Source organism: Shewanella sp. S23-S33, from assembly GCF_043359565.1.
Classification (GTDB): domain Bacteria; phylum Pseudomonadota; class Gammaproteobacteria; order Enterobacterales; family Shewanellaceae; genus Shewanella; species Shewanella oncorhynchi.
Genome location: NZ_JBHFFD010000074.1, coordinates 1 through 17,288, shown reverse-complemented (window position 1 = coordinate 17,288; position 17,288 = coordinate 1). Strand labels below are relative to the sequence as shown.

The 17,288-nt window shown below is 44.9% G+C and carries 14 protein-coding genes; 5 read left to right on the top strand and 9 right to left on the bottom strand.

Annotated elements, in window-relative coordinates; translation table 11 throughout:
* The first annotated feature begins 693 nt into the window (after nt 1–693).
* A complete protein-coding gene (locus tag ACHA99_RS21125) occupies nt 694–1,155 on the top strand; it encodes an RNA-binding protein (RefSeq protein ID WP_113941557.1) in 462 nt (153 codons plus the stop codon).
* 36 nt (nt 1,156–1,191) lie between these two features.
* On the opposite strand, the gene murI is transcribed toward ACHA99_RS21125, so the two are convergent.
* A complete protein-coding gene (gene murI, locus ACHA99_RS21120; RefSeq protein ID WP_393944803.1) occupies nt 1,192–2,016 on the bottom strand; it encodes a glutamate racemase in 825 nt (274 codons plus the stop codon).
* Nucleotides 2,017–2,238: 222 nt separating this feature from the next.
* Between murI and trmA the strand changes: the two genes are divergently transcribed.
* On the top strand, nt 2,239–3,336 hold the full coding sequence (gene trmA / locus ACHA99_RS21115; RefSeq protein ID WP_113941559.1) for a tRNA (uridine(54)-C5)-methyltransferase TrmA: 1,098 nt from the start codon (nt 2,239–2,241) through the stop codon (nt 3,334–3,336).
* A gap of 107 nt (nt 3,337–3,443) precedes the next feature.
* Here trmA and fabR read toward each other — a convergent pair whose 3' ends face one another.
* Nucleotides 3,444–4,058, bottom strand: coding sequence for an HTH-type transcriptional repressor FabR (fabR, locus tag ACHA99_RS21110; protein ID WP_105251021.1), 615 nt, complete (start codon nt 4,056–4,058; stop codon nt 3,444–3,446).
* A 144-nt stretch (nt 4,059–4,202) separates the two neighbouring features.
* Between fabR and ACHA99_RS21105 the strand changes: the two genes are divergently transcribed.
* The 3 genes from ACHA99_RS21105 (at nt 4,203) to mnmH (ending at nt 7,584) form a co-directional block, all read left to right on the top strand.
* Nucleotides 4,203–5,309, top strand: coding sequence for a fatty acid desaturase (locus ACHA99_RS21105; RefSeq protein ID WP_028759426.1), 1,107 nt, complete (start codon nt 4,203–4,205; stop codon nt 5,307–5,309).
* Between the two features lie 95 nt (nt 5,310–5,404).
* A complete protein-coding gene (gene selD / locus ACHA99_RS21100) occupies nt 5,405–6,463 on the top strand; it encodes a selenide, water dikinase SelD (RefSeq protein WP_393944800.1) in 1,059 nt (352 codons plus the stop codon).
* Nucleotides 6,463–7,584 (top strand): tRNA 2-selenouridine(34) synthase MnmH, encoded by a 1,122-nt coding sequence (gene mnmH / locus ACHA99_RS21095; protein ID WP_393944798.1) that lies wholly within the window; start codon nt 6,463–6,465, stop codon nt 7,582–7,584. The genes selD and mnmH overlap by 1 nt, the downstream gene beginning before the upstream one ends.
* Nucleotides 7,585–7,607: 23 nt before the next feature.
* On the opposite strand, the gene ACHA99_RS21090 is transcribed toward mnmH, so the two are convergent.
* The 7 genes from ACHA99_RS21090 to ACHA99_RS21060 form a co-directional block, all read right to left on the bottom strand.
* Nucleotides 7,608–8,915, bottom strand: a complete 1,308-nt coding sequence (locus ACHA99_RS21090) for a hypothetical protein (RefSeq protein WP_393944796.1) — start codon at nt 8,913–8,915, stop codon at nt 7,608–7,610.
* Between the two features lie 56 nt (nt 8,916–8,971).
* On the bottom strand, nt 8,972–10,849 hold the full coding sequence (locus tag ACHA99_RS21085; RefSeq protein ID WP_393944794.1) for an MFS transporter: 1,878 nt from the start codon (nt 10,847–10,849) through the stop codon (nt 8,972–8,974).
* Nucleotides 10,840–11,451 carry a TetR/AcrR family transcriptional regulator gene (locus ACHA99_RS21080; RefSeq protein ID WP_393944792.1) on the bottom strand — a complete coding sequence of 204 codons (612 nt, stop codon included), beginning with the start codon at nt 11,449–11,451 and terminating at the stop codon, nt 10,840–10,842. The genes ACHA99_RS21085 and ACHA99_RS21080 overlap by 10 nt, the downstream gene beginning before the upstream one ends.
* Nucleotides 11,452–11,767: 316 nt before the next feature.
* A complete protein-coding gene (locus tag ACHA99_RS21075; protein WP_263170315.1) occupies nt 11,768–12,211 on the bottom strand; it encodes a GNAT family N-acetyltransferase in 444 nt (147 codons plus the stop codon).
* A gap of 7 nt (nt 12,212–12,218) precedes the next feature.
* Nucleotides 12,219–13,031, bottom strand: a complete 813-nt coding sequence (gene cysQ / locus ACHA99_RS21070; protein WP_198573335.1) for a 3'(2'),5'-bisphosphate nucleotidase CysQ — start codon at nt 13,029–13,031, stop codon at nt 12,219–12,221.
* Between the two features lie 71 nt (nt 13,032–13,102).
* The gene (gene nudE / locus ACHA99_RS21065; protein WP_173242602.1) at nt 13,103–13,654 is read right to left on the bottom strand and encodes an ADP compounds hydrolase NudE; all 552 of its coding nucleotides are present in this window, start codon (nt 13,652–13,654) and stop codon (nt 13,103–13,105) included.
* A gap of 235 nt (nt 13,655–13,889) precedes the next feature.
* On the bottom strand, nt 13,890–17,288 hold a 3,399-nt coding region (locus ACHA99_RS21060), incomplete at its 5' end, for an Ig-like domain-containing protein (protein ID WP_393944789.1).

Here is a 17,288-nt window from a genome sequence, read left to right as displayed (position 1 = left end):
TGCTTCCGTCTTGCGACTTCAGCGGCTCAATGAATTCTACTGTTTTGATTCGCTTTGCTCACTAAGAAGCATCGCGTTTCAATCCATACATTACTGTATGTACATATTACTATGAACACTCAATCACGCTTCCTGTTATGGAGAATGACTTGAAAACATTGATTTAAATTTTTGACTGCCAACCCGAAGGTTAAGCAGTTTCGATTAACTCAACACCTGTGAGTGTCCACACAGATTTGCTTGATAAATTGTTAAAGAGCGTTGACCACACACTGAGTTTTCAGCGGGTCAGGGCTGCGTATTTTACGCATTCCCGTTAGTGCGTCAAGTAGTTTTTTTCAACTTTCTCAACACTCATCGTTTAGCTCGCTAACCGATGAACTGCATGGCTTTCTTTGCTTAACTTGCGTTTCGCTGTCTGCCCTGTCAGTGGATGCGCATTATAGGGAGATTGAGAAAGTCCGCAAGGGCTTTTTATCGATCATTGAATCGCACGTCGATATTTTAAACGTTATGTCCATTTTTTAGCTTATAAGCTCTATTTATCGGAGATACGTAAGGTTTTTTATCTAATAATTGATAATTCACGCTCAATATTTCAGCAATGGTCTAGTGTAAAAGTAAATAATTCATTACCATACACTTGCTGTTAACAGTTATTTATCAATTTCCCATTCATCAGAGAGCATTCTTATGCAAAAGTCATTTCTTATTGTCTTGATTGTCGCCATTATTGGCGCAGTAGCACTATCTCAGTTCGCAACGCCATTATCAGCTATTGCTTTTGTCGCTGGCGCTATCATTGCAAGTCTTGTTTTTAAATTTGTTCCAGAGACTTCATCATCTCATGCTTCAGAAGAACAATATGTTGGCCCTACTATGACCTTATATGTAGGTAACCTGCCTTATCGTGTTCATGAGGGTGAAGTAAAAGTATTATTTGGCGAATTTGGTCCAGTAAACTCTGTGCGTTTAGTCAGAGATCGTAAGACAGGTCGTCGTAAAGGTTTTGGTTTTGTAGAGATGTCAGAATCAGGCGCTCAGAAAGCCATGGTTAAACTGAATGACTATAGTTTCCAAGAAAGAACCTTAAAAGTAAGAGAAGCAAAAACACAAGATTCGGAAGCTGCCGACCGTACAGGGACAGACGAGTAGCATCACCGCTTAAACTGTTTTGCTTTATTTTGTAATTTAGTTGGTTGTGGTGATTCGTTCGATAGTTGAAAAGCCACAATCAATTAATGTTGTTGTTAACCCTTCGCTGATTCCCACCTTAGTATAGAAAGCTTGCATCACTGACTCCCTTTCTGCTTCTCTCTCATCTGTTACTCTGTGCTCTTCCACAATAAGATTCTGTTGCGTTAAAAGAGTGACAACTCGCTTAGCAATTGCAGCGCCAGAATCCATTAGTTTTACGCCCGCACCGAGCACTTGTTGTAATTCAGCTTTGATCATAGGGAAATGAGTGCAACCTAGTACGAGAACATCCAATTGTGCGGCAACGACTGGTGCCAGTAACTGTGCCAATCTATGCATATCCAACATTCCAGTCGCCACTTTTTGTTCTGCCATCATCACTAATTCAGAACAACCAAAGAGTTCGACATGGCAATCATCAGCAAATTGGCTGATGAGTTCATGGGTATAATGACGCTTAACTGTGCCAGGTGTAGCCAAGAGTCCAATACGTTTACTCTTAGACATTAGAGCGGCGGGTTTAATGGCGGGGACAACACCTACGACAGGGACAGAAAGATGTGCACGTAATGCCGGTAATACAACAGTACTTGCAGTATTGCAGGCAACGACCACTATCATTGCATTGGTACGAGCAACTAGATCGCATACTAATTCGACACAGCCAGAAATTAATACCTGCTCTTCCAACTCACCATAGGGCAACCTAGCGTTGTCGAAAAGATAGCAATAGTCGCTATGGGGTAAACTCTTACGGATTTCAGCCAGAACAGATAGGCCACCAATCCCAGAATCAAACACTAATATAGGTCGCGACAAGCGAATCTCCAGTTTCGGATATATAAATAAACTATACAGATTGGACGCAATAACGATTCGATGGCTGCTTTACCGACGGAATCCAGCCAAATACCATAGAACCACATTCAAGTGCGCGGATTTTCCCATAGCTTTGCGAAAACCGCAAAAGCAAGATACTGGACATTCGTGTCACCTAGTATAATATTTGCGCCCCAATTTACAGCAACGGTGAATCAAACAATGAACTTAGCAGCAATGGACCCTCAGACTTATGATGCGCAGTTAGAACACAAGCGTATCAAGCTAGAACAAGCCTTTGCCCAATTTGAAACACCGAGTGTTGAAGTTTTTGCCTCAGAGCCAGCTAACTACCGTATGCGCGCCGAATTCCGCATGTGGCATGATGGTGACGACTTATACTATTACATGTTCGATAAAGTATTGAATGAGAAAGTACGTTGCGATCAATACTTACCAGCTAGCGTGCTCATCAATCAAATGATGTCTGCCTTAATCGCCGAGCTGAAACCGAATCCGAGTCTAAGGCACAAACTGTTCCAAGTGGATTTTTTGTCGACTTTAAGCGGCGAGATCTTAGTGTCTTTGCTATATCACAGGCAGCTTGATGACCAATGGCGCGCCGATGCGACTGCACTGAAAGCCAAGTTAAGTAGCCAGTTTAACGTCAACATCATCGGCCGTGCCCGTAAGCAAAAAATCGATTTAGATAAAGACTTTGTGGTTGAGTCATTACAAGTAAATGATAAAACCTTCTTATATAAGCAAATCGAAAACAGCTTTACTCAACCCAATGCCAAAGTTTCCGTAAAAATGCTGGAGTGGGCTATCGATGCGACTCAAAACAGTAAGGGAGACTTACTCGAGCTCTACTGTGGTAATGGCAACTTCTCTATCGCACTAGCGCAAAACTTTAATCGCGTATTGGCCACCGAACTCGCTAAGCCTTCAGTCGATGCGGCGCAATACAATATCGAAGTGAATGGTATTGATAATCTACAGATTATTCGTATGTCAGCCGAAGACTTTAGCGATGCCATGGCGAAGAAACGCAGCTTTAGACGTTTAGAAGGTATCGATCTTGACAGCTATGTTTGCAACACCATTTTTGTCGACCCACCACGCGCGGGGATTGATCCTGATACGCTGGCGTTAGTCCAAGGTTATGAGCGGATTTTGTATATTTCCTGCAACCCTGAAACCTTAAAAGATAACCTGCAACAACTGAACGAAACCCATAGAGTGACCCGCTTTGCCTTGTTTGATCAGTTCCCTTACACAGATCACATGGAAACGGGTGTACTACTCGAGCGTCGTTAATCACTTCAGATACACTGAGCTCGACTGCATAACACTTAAACGTAAATTCGCTAAAAATAATGGAGCCTTAGGCTCCATTATTTTAGTAAATCTACATCTCACTCAGATTAGCGGTGTTCAACCTTATGCTGCAAAGCCTCGGCGCCTTTGGCGACCATGCGCAATTGCATGACTAATTGATCGGCAAGAATTTTGCGGTCAGCCCGTTTCATATCTAATGCGGAAGCGCCGGCATTAAACACCAGTGTCACTAAAGCTTCAGCCTGTGCACGGGCTAGCAAGGGGGTTCGCCCCGCTTTGGCTTCGGTATAATGAGCCAATTCAGAAATAAAATGCTCAATTTCGCGGGCAACTGCCGCACGGAATGCAGCCGAGGTTCCAGAGCGTTCATGCAATAAAATACGGAATACGTTTGGATTAGAATCAAGCACTTCCATAAAGGTATCAACGGAGATACGGATCACACTGCCACCCACTTCAGCTCGCTGACGGCCTTTACGCATCATCTGCCTTAGGGTTAACCCGCCCTCATCCACCATAGTAAGACCAAGTTCGTTCATATCTTTAAAATGGCGATAAAAAGATGTCGGCGCGATATTAGCTTCCCGAGCAACCTCTCGCAAACTCAGACTTGAGAAACTGCGCTCAGCACTTAGCTGATTAAAGGCCGCATCGACTAAAGCTCTGCGAGTTTTCTCTTTTTGCTGTGCTCGAATACCCATTCTTAAATCCGCTAACTGAATGTAATAACGCGATAATACCGCTTTTAGGCATTAAACACAGCCCCATCGTCCTTGACCAAACAATATAGCTAAGCTAAATTAGCTTACAGATGTACGCTCAAAAGCGAATTTTGGAAACCTATAATGAAAAAACCCCCTATCATCTGGCTTAATGTCAGTCTGTTTGCCATCACTTTCCTCAGTGCGGTAATTTTAGTTCCATGGCGCGGTATTGTTCATGGCTATGGTGCCAGTGAATGGATCGCTTTTATTGTTTTAGCCTTTGCCAGTGGTTTGTCGATCACCGCGGGTTATCACAGACTCTGGTCACACAAGGCCTATAAAGCCCATCCGGCAGTGCGTTTTATATATGCCCTTGGTGGTGCTTTAGCATTACAAAACAGTGCATTGCACTGGGCATCTGATCACAGAGTTCACCACAAACACGTAGATGATAACGACAAAGACCCGTACTCTGCCAAAATGGGATTCTGGTACAGCCATATCGGTTGGATGCTGCGTGAGTATCAGTCGCAACGCTATCACGATTATCAAAATGTGCGTGATCTGCAAAATGACCGTATTGTCATGTGGCAACACAAACATTACCTCGCACTCGTTTTGTTGATGAACATTGGACTGCCAGCACTGCTTGGCTGGCTCAATGGCGACGTGCTGTCTATGTTACTGATGGCGGGTTTATTGCGTTTAGTGGTGGTGCATCACTGCACTTTCTTTATCAACTCTTTAGCCCACGTGTGGGGCAGTCAGCCTTATACCGATAAGAATACCGCCCGCGATAATGGCTTCTTGGCCATGTTGACCTACGGTGAGGGTTATCATAATTTTCATCATATTTTCGAAAATGACTATCGTAATGGCATTAAATGGTGGCACTACGATCCAACCAAATGGTTGATTAAATCATTATCTTGGTTAGGTTTAGCTAAAGATTTACGTACGAGTCCACAAGAACGTATCGAGAGCGCACGCTTACAAATGCAGTTATTACGTACCAAGCGGAAGGTTAATAACCTGCCTAATGCTGATGAAATTATTGAAAAAATTCAAGCAGAGTATGAGTTATTAAAGCTGCACTTAATGGATTACTATCAAGCACAGAAAACCTTGCTTGAGGCCAAGCGTAAACAACTTGTCGATCAGCAACTATTGCAACAAGTTGAAGAGCTAAAGGCGCGTTTCTTAGTCCAGCAAAAACATTGGCGCAGCCTGACCGCAACTTATAGCTAAGCCACAATTCTGCCCGAAAGTCATACGGCCACCTTGCATGGTGGCCGTATCTGATTATGATGATGCCTTAATCACTTAAATAGGCTGTTGAGATCATGTCAGATTCCCCAGTTACACTCCCAGAATCAATCAAGCTAACAGAATATAGTCATGGCGCAGGTTGTGGCTGCAAAATATCCCCTAAAGTGCTCAGCACTATCTTAGCCTCGCAATTACCTGTATTTACCGATCCAAATCTGCTGGTTGGCAATCAGAGCCGCGACGATGCTGCAGTATACAAACTCAATGATGACATAGGCATCATTAGCACTACCGATTTTTTTATGCCAATTGTTGACGATCCATTCACCTTCGGTCGTATCGCAGCGACCAATGCGATCAGCGATATTTATGCCATGGGCGGCACGCCTATTATGGCGATTGCAATTTTAGGTTGGCCAATCAATAAACTACCCGCAGAAATCGCACAGCAAGTGGTCGATGGCGGCAGACAAGCCTGCATGGAAGCGGGGATCATGCTAGCCGGTGGTCATAGCATAGACGCACCCGAACCTATTTTTGGTCTCGCGGTTACCGGGCAAATTGCCTTAAGTGATTTAAAACAGAATGATACCGCTAAAGCCGGCGATCGTTTATATCTCACTAAACCTATCGGCATTGGTATTTTAACCACAGCACAAAAACAGAAAAAACTCCGCGATGAAGATAGCCTCATTGCGGTCAATGCCATGTGCCGACTCAATACTATAGGCGCGACCATTGCAAAAATTAGCGGTGTAAATGCCCTGACCGATGTCACAGGTTTTGGACTGGCAGGACACTTACTCGAAATGTGCCAAGGCGCCAACCTCACTGCGAAGCTTAAATTTGATGCAGTGCCATTGCTACCACGCGCCTTAGATTATTTGGCCTTAGGTTGTGTTCCTGGCGGGACTCACCGTAATTACGACAGTTATGGCGAGCATCTCCCTGAACTCAGCGAGCATCAAAAAGCGATACTGTGCGATCCGCAAACCAGCGGTGGTCTGTTAGTTGCTGTCTCGGCAGAAGCTGAAGCGGAATTAATCGCCCTACTCGATGCGAACCACATAGCCCCAATCTGCATTGGGTCACTGGAAACACCGACCACTGCAGCGAATGTGGTGTTGTGCTGATGCCAAGCGCTATTATAGCCGCAGAGCAATATCGAGAAATTTTCCTCAACCAACATCCCATAATGGATGTGCGAGCGCCCATAGAGTTTACTCGAGGTGCGTTTCCCAACTCGACCAACTTGCCCTTGATGCTGGATAGTGAAAGGGAAAAAGTCGGTACTTGTTATAAGCAATTTGGTCAGCAAGCCGCGATTGCCTTGGGCCATTCACTGGTGAATGGTCCCATCAAGCAACAGAGAATCGAAGCTTGGGCTAGCTATGTTAAAGCCAATCCTAATGCTTACCTTTATTGCTTTCGCGGCGGCCTGCGCTCGCAACTCACTCAACAATGGCTCAAAGAAGCGGGTATCGAAGTCCCTTATATTCAGGGTGGCTATAAGGCCATGCGCCAATATCTGATTGGCGTGATTGAAGCGGCACCGACTCAGCAACCGTTATTGAGTTTGAGCGGGATGACGGGCTGCGGTAAAACCGATTTTCTACTGCAGCGTAAAGAAGCGGTTGATCTTGAAGGAATAGCCAATCACAGAGGCTCTAGTTTTGGAAAGAATATCGACCCACAGCCAACGCAGATTAACTTTGAAAATCAACTCGCCATTGCCTTGCTACAGCACCAAACAAGTGGCGCGGCGTGTTTACTGCTCGAAGATGAAAGCTTCCTGATTGGGCGCTCGGCACTGCCGCAGACATTTTACAATGCCATGCAAGCCGCTAATGTTTTAGTGCTAGAAGAGTCGGACGATGCGAGGCTCGAACGCTTACGCTATGAGTATGTGCATAAAATGTATAGCGGGTTCTGTGAGCGCCTAGGACCGGAAGCAGGTTTTGCGGCTTTCAGTGAATATCTATTACAGAGTTTAGTGAGTATTCGCAAACGTTTAGGCGGAAAACAACATCAAGAACTGCAAGATTTGATGCAACAAGCCCTCGATCAGCAAATTAACCAGAATGACACTTCGCTGCACTTAGTCTGGATAAACCTGTTATTACACAAGTATTACGATCCTATGTATCAATACCAATTACAGAAAAAGTCTGAACGTGTTCTTTTTAAAGGTTCGCACCAAGCCATGCATGAGTGGCTGGATAGCTATAAAAGTGATAATAAAGCCGCACAATAACTGTGCGGCTAGTACGCTAAAAATTAATTTGCAAAAATCGTAATGGCTTCATAGTTATAATTATCGAATTTAGCCGAGCGAATATTACCCGTGCTACGACTCGATTTACTGAGCTCGGCACGGAAATCATATAACCCTGTCATTCCTTCATAGCCCCAGACATATAAACTCATCATAGGGATTGTTATTCCATCAAATGCTGTTTGTAAGTGTATGGGCAAATCTAAATCCGGAATTGACCCCTTTAATGAAGCTGAAATAGCCCAATTCGCATAGCCATCTTGTCCTATGGTGATTTGTATCGCTTGCATATGGGCATTGTTGAAACTGTAGTCATAACTTGCACTACCACCATTATTAATAGTAGTGATTAAACGTGTCGTTTCATCCAGCATTTGGTTTTCATTTAACGGTAAATTCAAGCTCAAACTCTTAGAAGGATCAGTAACAGCCCTACGTGTTATTGCCGAATAATTTATGTAGCCAGCCTCATTCGCACCAAGGGCAATCCACTGTGATGCGTAAACTAAATTGCGATCAAAAATCGCGGGAAATAATTGCACTTCTTTCGTCGGCCATTCTACCCAGTTTTGGCGACCAAATTCAGTTTCAGAGTAACTCCTTAGCGAATAATCATTGGTATTCACATCAACATTTAACGGAGTTCCTTCATGATGAGTACCTTCAAATTCACTACTCGATATAGGTACTGCTTGCGATAAATCTAGTGTATTTATATCTATGCTAGCAGCATAAGCCGTAACACCACTCTGGCTAGGAACCAACACCATATTCACTGGTGCAAACTTATCGTCCTGCTTACACAGGCGTAATGAAGAATTGTTAGATTGTGAGTCCAAAAATGAGTTATTACCATATAGCTGGTAGTCACTATATACCGCTTCAATTTCACTAAGATCAAAATTCACATCACTACAGTCACATTGGCTATTTAAATTTTCATCTGTGAAAGCATAAATGCCATAGTCGCCAGCTTTAGCGGCTAAATCCGTACGGATACTCCAAGTTGACTGACCATTACGAAACTCTTTTGCTGCAACTGTTAAATGTGATGCTTCGTTTGTCCAAGGTACATCGACATGTCCCTGCCCATCACTCTTATAAGTGCCGAGAATATGACCGTCTTGTCGGTGAATAATAACATCGGCACCTGCCATTTTTTCTTTTACATTGCATTTGCTTGCAACGCTCTGCACATCCATAACCAATCTAGCTGTTGCTGTACCCGAATCACCACCACTTGAATCACTCGAACCGCCGCATCCACTAATCAATAACACTAGTGCACTGGCATAACATCCTTTTCCCATGACCAAACTCCAGAGTATATAAGTTATTATTTTGTAAATTTGTTAAAGCATACCAATTACAACACGGCTTCATTTCGTTTAACAAGTAGGTTTGCAACTTGCTGACGCAGATTTTCACGATTAGCGGAAACGTCCACGATAGGAACCGCAATATCCACCGACACCCTTGACCAAAAACGCTTGGGCATTTTCGTTAACGCATGTCCGCCCTTGTGGCTAAAGTAAGAACCCCATAATCCGTGTAGTGCCATAGGGATAACTGGCACGGGATCGCGAGCGAGTATCTTATCGATTCCGGGACGGAACTCCCCTAATTCCCCATTTGGCGTTAACCGACCTTCGGGAAAAATACACACTAACTCGCCATTGGCTAATGCCGCATGGATCGATTCAAATGCTTGGTTATAGGTGGTTTCACTCTGTCTAGGGGAACAGATAGGGATCACTCCAGCGTGGCGGAACAAATACTTCAACAGAGGGATCTCACTAATCGATTTATCCATTACAAAGCGAATAGGCCGTGTCGATGCCCCCATAATAATTAATGCATCCACATAACTCACATGGTTACAGGCTATGATGCCAGCCCCTTCCTTCGGAATTTTATCGCGACCTGTCACTGTCACTCGATACATAACATGACTGAGTAAGTAACTGATAAATCGTTGTGTAAATTCTGGTACTTGTGAATAAACATAGAGTGCGACTACAGCATTCATCACGGCGAGTAGCAGAAATAACTGTGGAATAGTCCAACCTGCAACGCCCAGCAACAGCATAGATAACAGTGCCGAAACCACCATAAACAATGAGTTCATAATGTTATTGGCAGCAATCGCCTGAGCACATTCGCCCTTAGGCGAACGAGATTGAATAAACGCATACAGGGGGACGATAAACAAGCCACCGCTAACGCCGATCATAAAGAAATCCAGCATCACCCGATAATGTTGCGACTCGCCAATAAAGGCCTTTAATCCATAGACAAAACCAGCATCCACTGGCGCAGGTGGAATAGCCCAAAGCAAATCGACACCAAAGATAGTTAATCCCAATACCCCAAATGGCAGCAAACCGAGTTCCACATGGCCGTAGGAGAAACGTTCACAAACGAAGGAGCCAACGGCAATCCCAATGGAAAACATGCCTAATAATAATGACACCACAGTCGCACCAGAATGCAAATGCAGCTTAGCAAAGTTAGGAAACTGAGTCAGATAGGTCGCACCTAAAAACCAAAACCAACTGATAGCGAGGATAGCCATCCAGATTGAAGGCGTTTGACGGGCTTTTTTGATGCTACGCCAAGTGCCCGATAACGGCCTGAAACGTATTTTTTCAATGACGCCCTGCGGAGGTAATGCAGGAATCGCTCGGCTCGATAAATATCCTGCAAAGGCTAATACAGCAACAGTAATCGCCGACCAAAGCGTACCGTTTTCATTAGAAACCAAGATCCCCGCACTCAAAGTGCCCACCAGAATAGAGAGAAAAGTGCCCATTTCAACCCAAGCGTTGCCTGTGACTAACTCGTCCTCTTTCAACGCTTGGGGTAACAAGGAATATTTAACCGGACCGAAGTATGCAGACTGACTACCCGTTAAAAATAATAGTAATAACATCATCATGTAGCTCTCGCTCAGAATCGCAATCGCGGCGCTAAACATGATGATGACTTCGAGTAGTTTCAATCGGCGAATGAGTTTAGCCTTATCCATATTATCGGCGACCACACCCGCATGGGCCGAAAAGAGGAAAAATGGCAAAATGAACACCCCAGCCGCCAAGTTCACAAACATATCGACGCTTATGGGTAGGTCTTTCACTTGGCTAAAGGTCACTAATAACAGCAACACATTTTTATAGATGTTGTCATTCAATGCGCCTAAGCACTGAGTCGAAAAATAGGGTAAAAAACGTTTTGTTAGCAGCATGATAGTTCCTTCTGGTAACCCATTCCTTGTAAATAAGCTTGTACGTGACTCTTGAGTAAATCCCGCAGTGATAATGACTCAGCGAAGAGCTTATTATCGAGTGACAGAGAGGTCAGCCCATGAATTCCCCCCCATAATACCCGGCTCATACTGAGATGCTGCACCGGCGTAACCTCGGGAAATAGTTGCGCCAATTCACGCTCAATCAGAGTAAATAACCCCGCAATCAATTGCCCTTGCGATTCAGGCAAGGGTTCAGAATCGAGTAATTGCAGCTCAAAAACCAGCTTGAAAGCTTGGCGCTGCTCATGAGCGAATTGACTATACTCCCAAGCCATTGCAATAATTTTACCTAAACTGTCGGTCGCACGAACACCCGTCAATCGGTCGTGCAAAGTCCTAAGCGTTGACTCAGAAACCGCCAGTAATAAATAGTTGTAGCTGCCGAAAATATTGATCAAGGTACTAGGGACATAACCAATTTGGCTGGCCACTTTGCGTAAGCTGAGCCCTATGGCACCTTGATCTATCAGTAACTCAGTTGCTGCTTGTATTGCCATCGCGCGAATTTCATCATGGCTGTGTTCTTTTCGTCTGGCCATAGGTCTCATCCCCTGTTGAATAGCAAGAGACTAACAGTAGTTAAAATAAAAAACAACGTTCAAAATAAGTTTGTTTTACGTACAGAAGAGGGTGAATAATGAAGGATATTATTGAAGATGATGGATAAAGATAGGCACTCGAATTAGATTCCCTCAGCAAGCCAAACTGGATCCGTGGGATGACATCACCTAAAAAAGCATAAAAAACGGCGCGCTCAGCCAGCACACCGTCCATTATTTTGATTTAAAAATCACTCTTAATTCAAAGGTGATTTTTATTTGAGGATAATCTTTGGTTCAAAGATAAGCGCGCGATTTATGGCCTGCGATAAGTCATCACAACCCTATCTGCGCCATCGCCAAAATAATCGGCCTCAAAAGTTGAATCAATGAAACCTAAATGCTGATATAAGCCATGGGCAGGGTTACTCGGATCAACGGTTAAACACACCCGCTCAACTGACACAGGCAACTCGGCTAAACATTGTTGCATCAAACGCTTGCCGAATCCCTTCCCACGAGCATTTTCACTCACTGCGACAGATAATATCCACATGCAGTTAGGATCGCTACTCTGGGCACTGAGCAAATAGCCTTGTAGCTGATTATCTGCATCCACGGCCACTAAAAATTGCTCTGGCCAACAATCAAATCCCTGACGGAAGAAAAAATCGGGATAGCTGTGCTCGCCAAAAATGGCCTGTTCGAGCTGATAAACCGCGAATAACTCTGACTTTAATACCGGACGTATAGACTGCATTTGAAAATCATTCACCTATTAAAATCTTATCCCACTCTAAGTTGGGTGCACCAACTACGATGAAATTAGGGTTCTCTAAGCTCTCACGCTCATTGTAGGTTAACGGTTGCAGCTCAGTATCCATCAGCTGTCCACCCGCTTCCTCGACGATAATTTGCGCGGCTCCCGTGTCCCACTCACCCGTTGGTCCGACTCGTACATAACAATCAGCACGACCTTCGGCGACAAGACAACTCTTTAACGCTGCGCCCCCCATCACGACTAACTCGCAGTGTTTGGGATGGTTGAATAGGGTCAACACAGATTGGGGGTCCTGACGGCGACTTACGGCCAATCTTAGGGATACCTTTTCACGGTGCTCAATTTGGCGACTGCTAATACGCACTTCTTGTTTATCCGTGCGTTTGTACGCCCCTAAACCAGCAATAGCGTAATAACACACTTGCGTCATAGGCACATAAACCACGCCCATCACAGGACGATTGTGTTCCACCAGCGCGATAATGACTGAAAAATCACCGCTGCCAGCGATAAACTCCCCCGTACCATCAAGCGGATCCACCAACCAATAGCGCTTCCAAGATTCACGCACATTTAACGGAATGTCGGCGGCTTCTTCAGATAACACTGGAATATCAGGCGTTAAGGCGGTTAATCGGTCACAAATGATCTTGTTCGCCGCTAAATCTGCGGAAGTGACAGGGGTATTGTCAGACTTCATTTCTCGCTCAAAATTACCTTTGAGATAAATGTCACGGATAGTTATCCCTGCATCGGTCGCAATCGCAATAACTTCGTCGATCAACTCTTCTGGCTTCATAACAACTCCAATCGCCTGCTGAGCGAATGTTTTGCAAGCGTGCAAACTCTGAACGCTTAAAAGGAAAAAGATTATTTAAGTTGTAAATATTTTTGCGCCAAAAACAACGCGCTCACACTACGGGATTCAGAAAAATCGACATCATCGAGCAAGGCTTCCCAATCGGCGAGCGCCCAAGGCACCACATCAATTGGCTCAGGCTCATCACCTTCAAGGCGACTCTCATACAGATCTTCTGCAAGAAAAATTTGCATCTTACTAGAGAAATAACCCGGAGCTAGGCTGAGTTCTTTCAGTAAGGTGAGCTTATTCGATCCAAAGCCAATTTCTTCCTGTAATTCACGATTAGCAGCTTCTATTGCTGTCTCACCGGGATCGATCAAACCTTTTGGGAAACCGAGTTCGTAATTATCAGTTCCGGCAGCATATTCGCGTGCCAGTAGCATTTTCCCTTGATGAATAGGCACTATCATCACAGCGCCACGACTACCGCCTTTCATGCGCTCATATTGGCGCTCTACACCATTGGAGAACTTAAGATGCACTTGCTCAATTTGAAATAATCGGCTTCTCGCGACAACTTCGGTATGCAATATTTCCGGCTTATTCTGCCGTTGCGACATAACTGCCTCTGGATAAAAAAGCGATAAATTAAATAAGGTAAGTGACAATCTTACTATCCTGTCTTTAATCTACAACCTGAATTTATTACATGCTCCTAATGGTAAGCCACAAATCCTTTGCGATATGCATCACAAACCCAGCCCAGCCTTAAGTGAACACCTTCAAAATATTCTCAAATACGATGTTTTATTGGATAGTAAAAAGGGGCGAATGCCCCTTTTGATATGCTAACGCTTAAAATTGATATCGTAGATTGAGCTGGTAACTGAGGAAATCATTAGGCTCGATATCCACATATTGATATCCCAAACCTACAGACCATGACTCACTAAATTGATAGCTAAAACGCACGCCCGCATACCAATCTGTACCATCAAGCTCTGTAGTTAAACGGCTATTGCCCATAGTGCTACTGATATCCGCTTGCCACCTAAACAATCCGATGGGTACTTCAAACCGCCAAGCTTCATGTTGGAGTAAAGTGAAACGTAATCCCAGCATGACACCATCGGCCAGTACTGGCGTTACGGCTTTGACCTGCTCATGATATTGCTCAGGGGTGAGACTTGCGCCCTCAATCCTCGCAGTCCCATTACCAAAGTCGGCATAGCCTAATTCGGTGGCAACAAAGGGAGTCCATTGATAACCGATACTCACACCCAAAGCAGTATCTTTATCATCAACCGATGTTACAAAGCCTGTCCCCGCTTGTGGCTGTAGAGCTCGCCTGCTGCTATCAACCTGAGCTTGCCCGACAAATCCCTCGACATACCAGTTATCAGCCGCATTTGCTTGATTAACGGAGCCTGCGAGCAACACAGCGCCCAAGACTAATTTATGTAATTCCTTACGGCGAATTAACCCCATTGTAAGAATCAAACCTAATGCCCATAAGGACATACTGCCTCCACCCGACTTGTTATCTATCACCACATCTTGGTATGCCTTAACTGTGATTAACGCTTGCCCAGTTGCTTCGCCGCCCAATCCATCACTAATCTGATAACTCACAGTATCTACTCCATCAAATCCAGTTTTAGGGATATAACGTAGTTTATTAGACTCAACAGAAACCGTTCCTTGCTGCGCGGTTGCGCTGACTAAGGTTAAAACGTTGCCATCGGGATCGCTGTCATTACTCAACACATCGAGTAACAAGCTCGTTCTGTCATCTATGGCAGCACTATCGTTCACTGTCTTAGGTGCTGTATTGCCATTAACAATCACAGTCAACTCACTACTCGCAGTACCACCTTTACCATCGGTAATGCTATACACCAGCACATCTGTACCGATGAAATCGGTTGCTGGCGTGTAACTTAACTGCTGATTAGCCAAGATAACTACAGTTCCGAACTCGCTGGTGACTTGTGTTACCGTCAAAGCATCACCATCGCTATCCGTATCATTGGCGAGCACATCGACATCGAGACTCTGATTCCAAGGTAAAGATGCCGTATCTGGGTTCGCCACAGGTAAATGGTTACCATTGAGTATCACTGACACACCACTTGGGTCGACAATGGTTCGGTTAGCGACGCCATCGTCATCGTTTGGCCCGCCATCTTCTATGGTTAACTGCACACACCAATGGCCTTCAGTTAATCCTGAAGTCCAACGATTATCTCCAGGAGGAGGGCAGAAACCACGCTCACCTTCACTACTCGCGACACTATTACGTGCATCAATCACAAAATCCTTCCAACCATTTTGGGCTTGATACTTACGATATACCGCATTGGCAGGAACTGGCGAACGTTGTGGTATCACCAGACTGTAACTCTGCCCTTGTTGCGGTAGTCCTGTCGCAATGAAGTCAAAAATCCCCCCCACATTAGCCGCGATACTGTCTTCAGGAACCAGATTAGGTAATAGTTGAATACCACTTTGCTCTTGCATCAGTGCAATATTACCTAAGCGTAAGCACACGCCCGCTTGCCCCTCTGCCAAGAAGTACACAGGCTGCAACTCACCTTCAGGCATCACGTTACAATCATTAATTGCATCCAAGTAATCTGGAATACCATCGCGGTCTGTATCGGTAAATCCCTCTTGGTTATCAGGGATCAAATCACCGTCGGTATCAGTTCCAGTCAGAAGCGGCAAAGATGGGCGCACAACAATATAAACTTTCTCCGTGGTAGACAGCGCGGGTAAGCCGCTATCCGTCACAGTCAGGCTCACAGGATAAATGCCCGGCAAGACCACTGTCGGCAAGAAGAACATCCCCTCATCATCGGACTGCAAGTTCAGCGCGCCACTCGACCATACAGATGTCAAAGTATCGTTCATGTTAGCATCGCTAATCTGCGCATGAATATGAACCTCGCCACCATTTTGTGCCACGATCAACTGACGTTCACCCGCTTGAGTCACCTCAAGCGTCACACTCGGGGCAATGTTAGCCTCAGTGATCGACACTTGTGTTTGCTTCTTACTGCCTAAATTCAAACTTGGATCTAGGCTGATTAACACCTCTTCTTCAGCCTCAACTTCCCCATCCTCTATGGTTCTAAAGTGAATATGGGCCAATGTACCTGAAGTAATCTCCACTACCGCATCGACTAAGTCATGATCATTGCTGTCCGCGGAACCTGCAACCGTATACGGAACAGATATTGGATATTCAGGCGCTACACCGTTTAAGTGAATACTAACAACAACCTCATTACCCTCACCCACGACTTGATCTTTACTCAAGGAAATTAATGGATGCACTTTTACTTTCTGAGCCTTAGTCGCTTTATTGCCATCACGATCTACGGCTTGCCAGTAAGCAAGGTAACTACCAGGGGCAAAGAATAAACGCTTATCGACCAAAGAAACGGGCAGTGGATGACCATTACGATCAACGGCCTTCGCAAACCCTAGATCCACACGAGTGAACAAGCCTGTTGCATTAACCTCAACATCACTAGGTACAGTAATAACAGGTAAATTGTCAGCCTCCCCACCTTCTACCAGTAAGTTGACTTTTGCACTTGCGCGCCCTTTCTGACCATCACTAATGGTATAACGAAGTGCGACCGGACCAACATAAGCTGCAGGGGCAGTAAATATGAGTCCATCAGCAGTAATCTGCACACTACCTATGTCTGCTGCCGCGCCATCGATAGTCAAAGTATCACCGTCCACATCAACATCATTCTCTAGCGCAGGTAGTGTGTATTTATCATCCGCGGTGCTGGCTAGAGTGTAATTATCATCGGCAGCTTGTGGGTCATCATTCACTGGCGTGACATTAATGGTGATAGTTGCAGGCTCAGAACTCAGTTCAGCATCCTTAGCAATAAAGCTTATCTGATCTGCACCGTTGAAATCTTTCTCCGGTGTGTATAACCACACAGTTCCATGCTGCTCCAAAGTGCCCGATTCAGGTTGGCTCACCACTTCATAGGTAAGAGGATCACTATCTGCATCCTCCCCAGTAAGCGTGATCATCACAGAGCTATCTTCCTCTAAGGTCACACTTGCACTCGTCGCAACAGGCGCATCGTTAACGTTAGTCACTGTGATACCAAAGCTTTGCTCAGCCGTTAAGCCATCCGTGTCCGTCACTCGTAAGGTGACAGCATGACTGCCCACATCCGCATTGCTCGGCGTACCACTGAGTAAACCCGTCGCCGCGTTGAA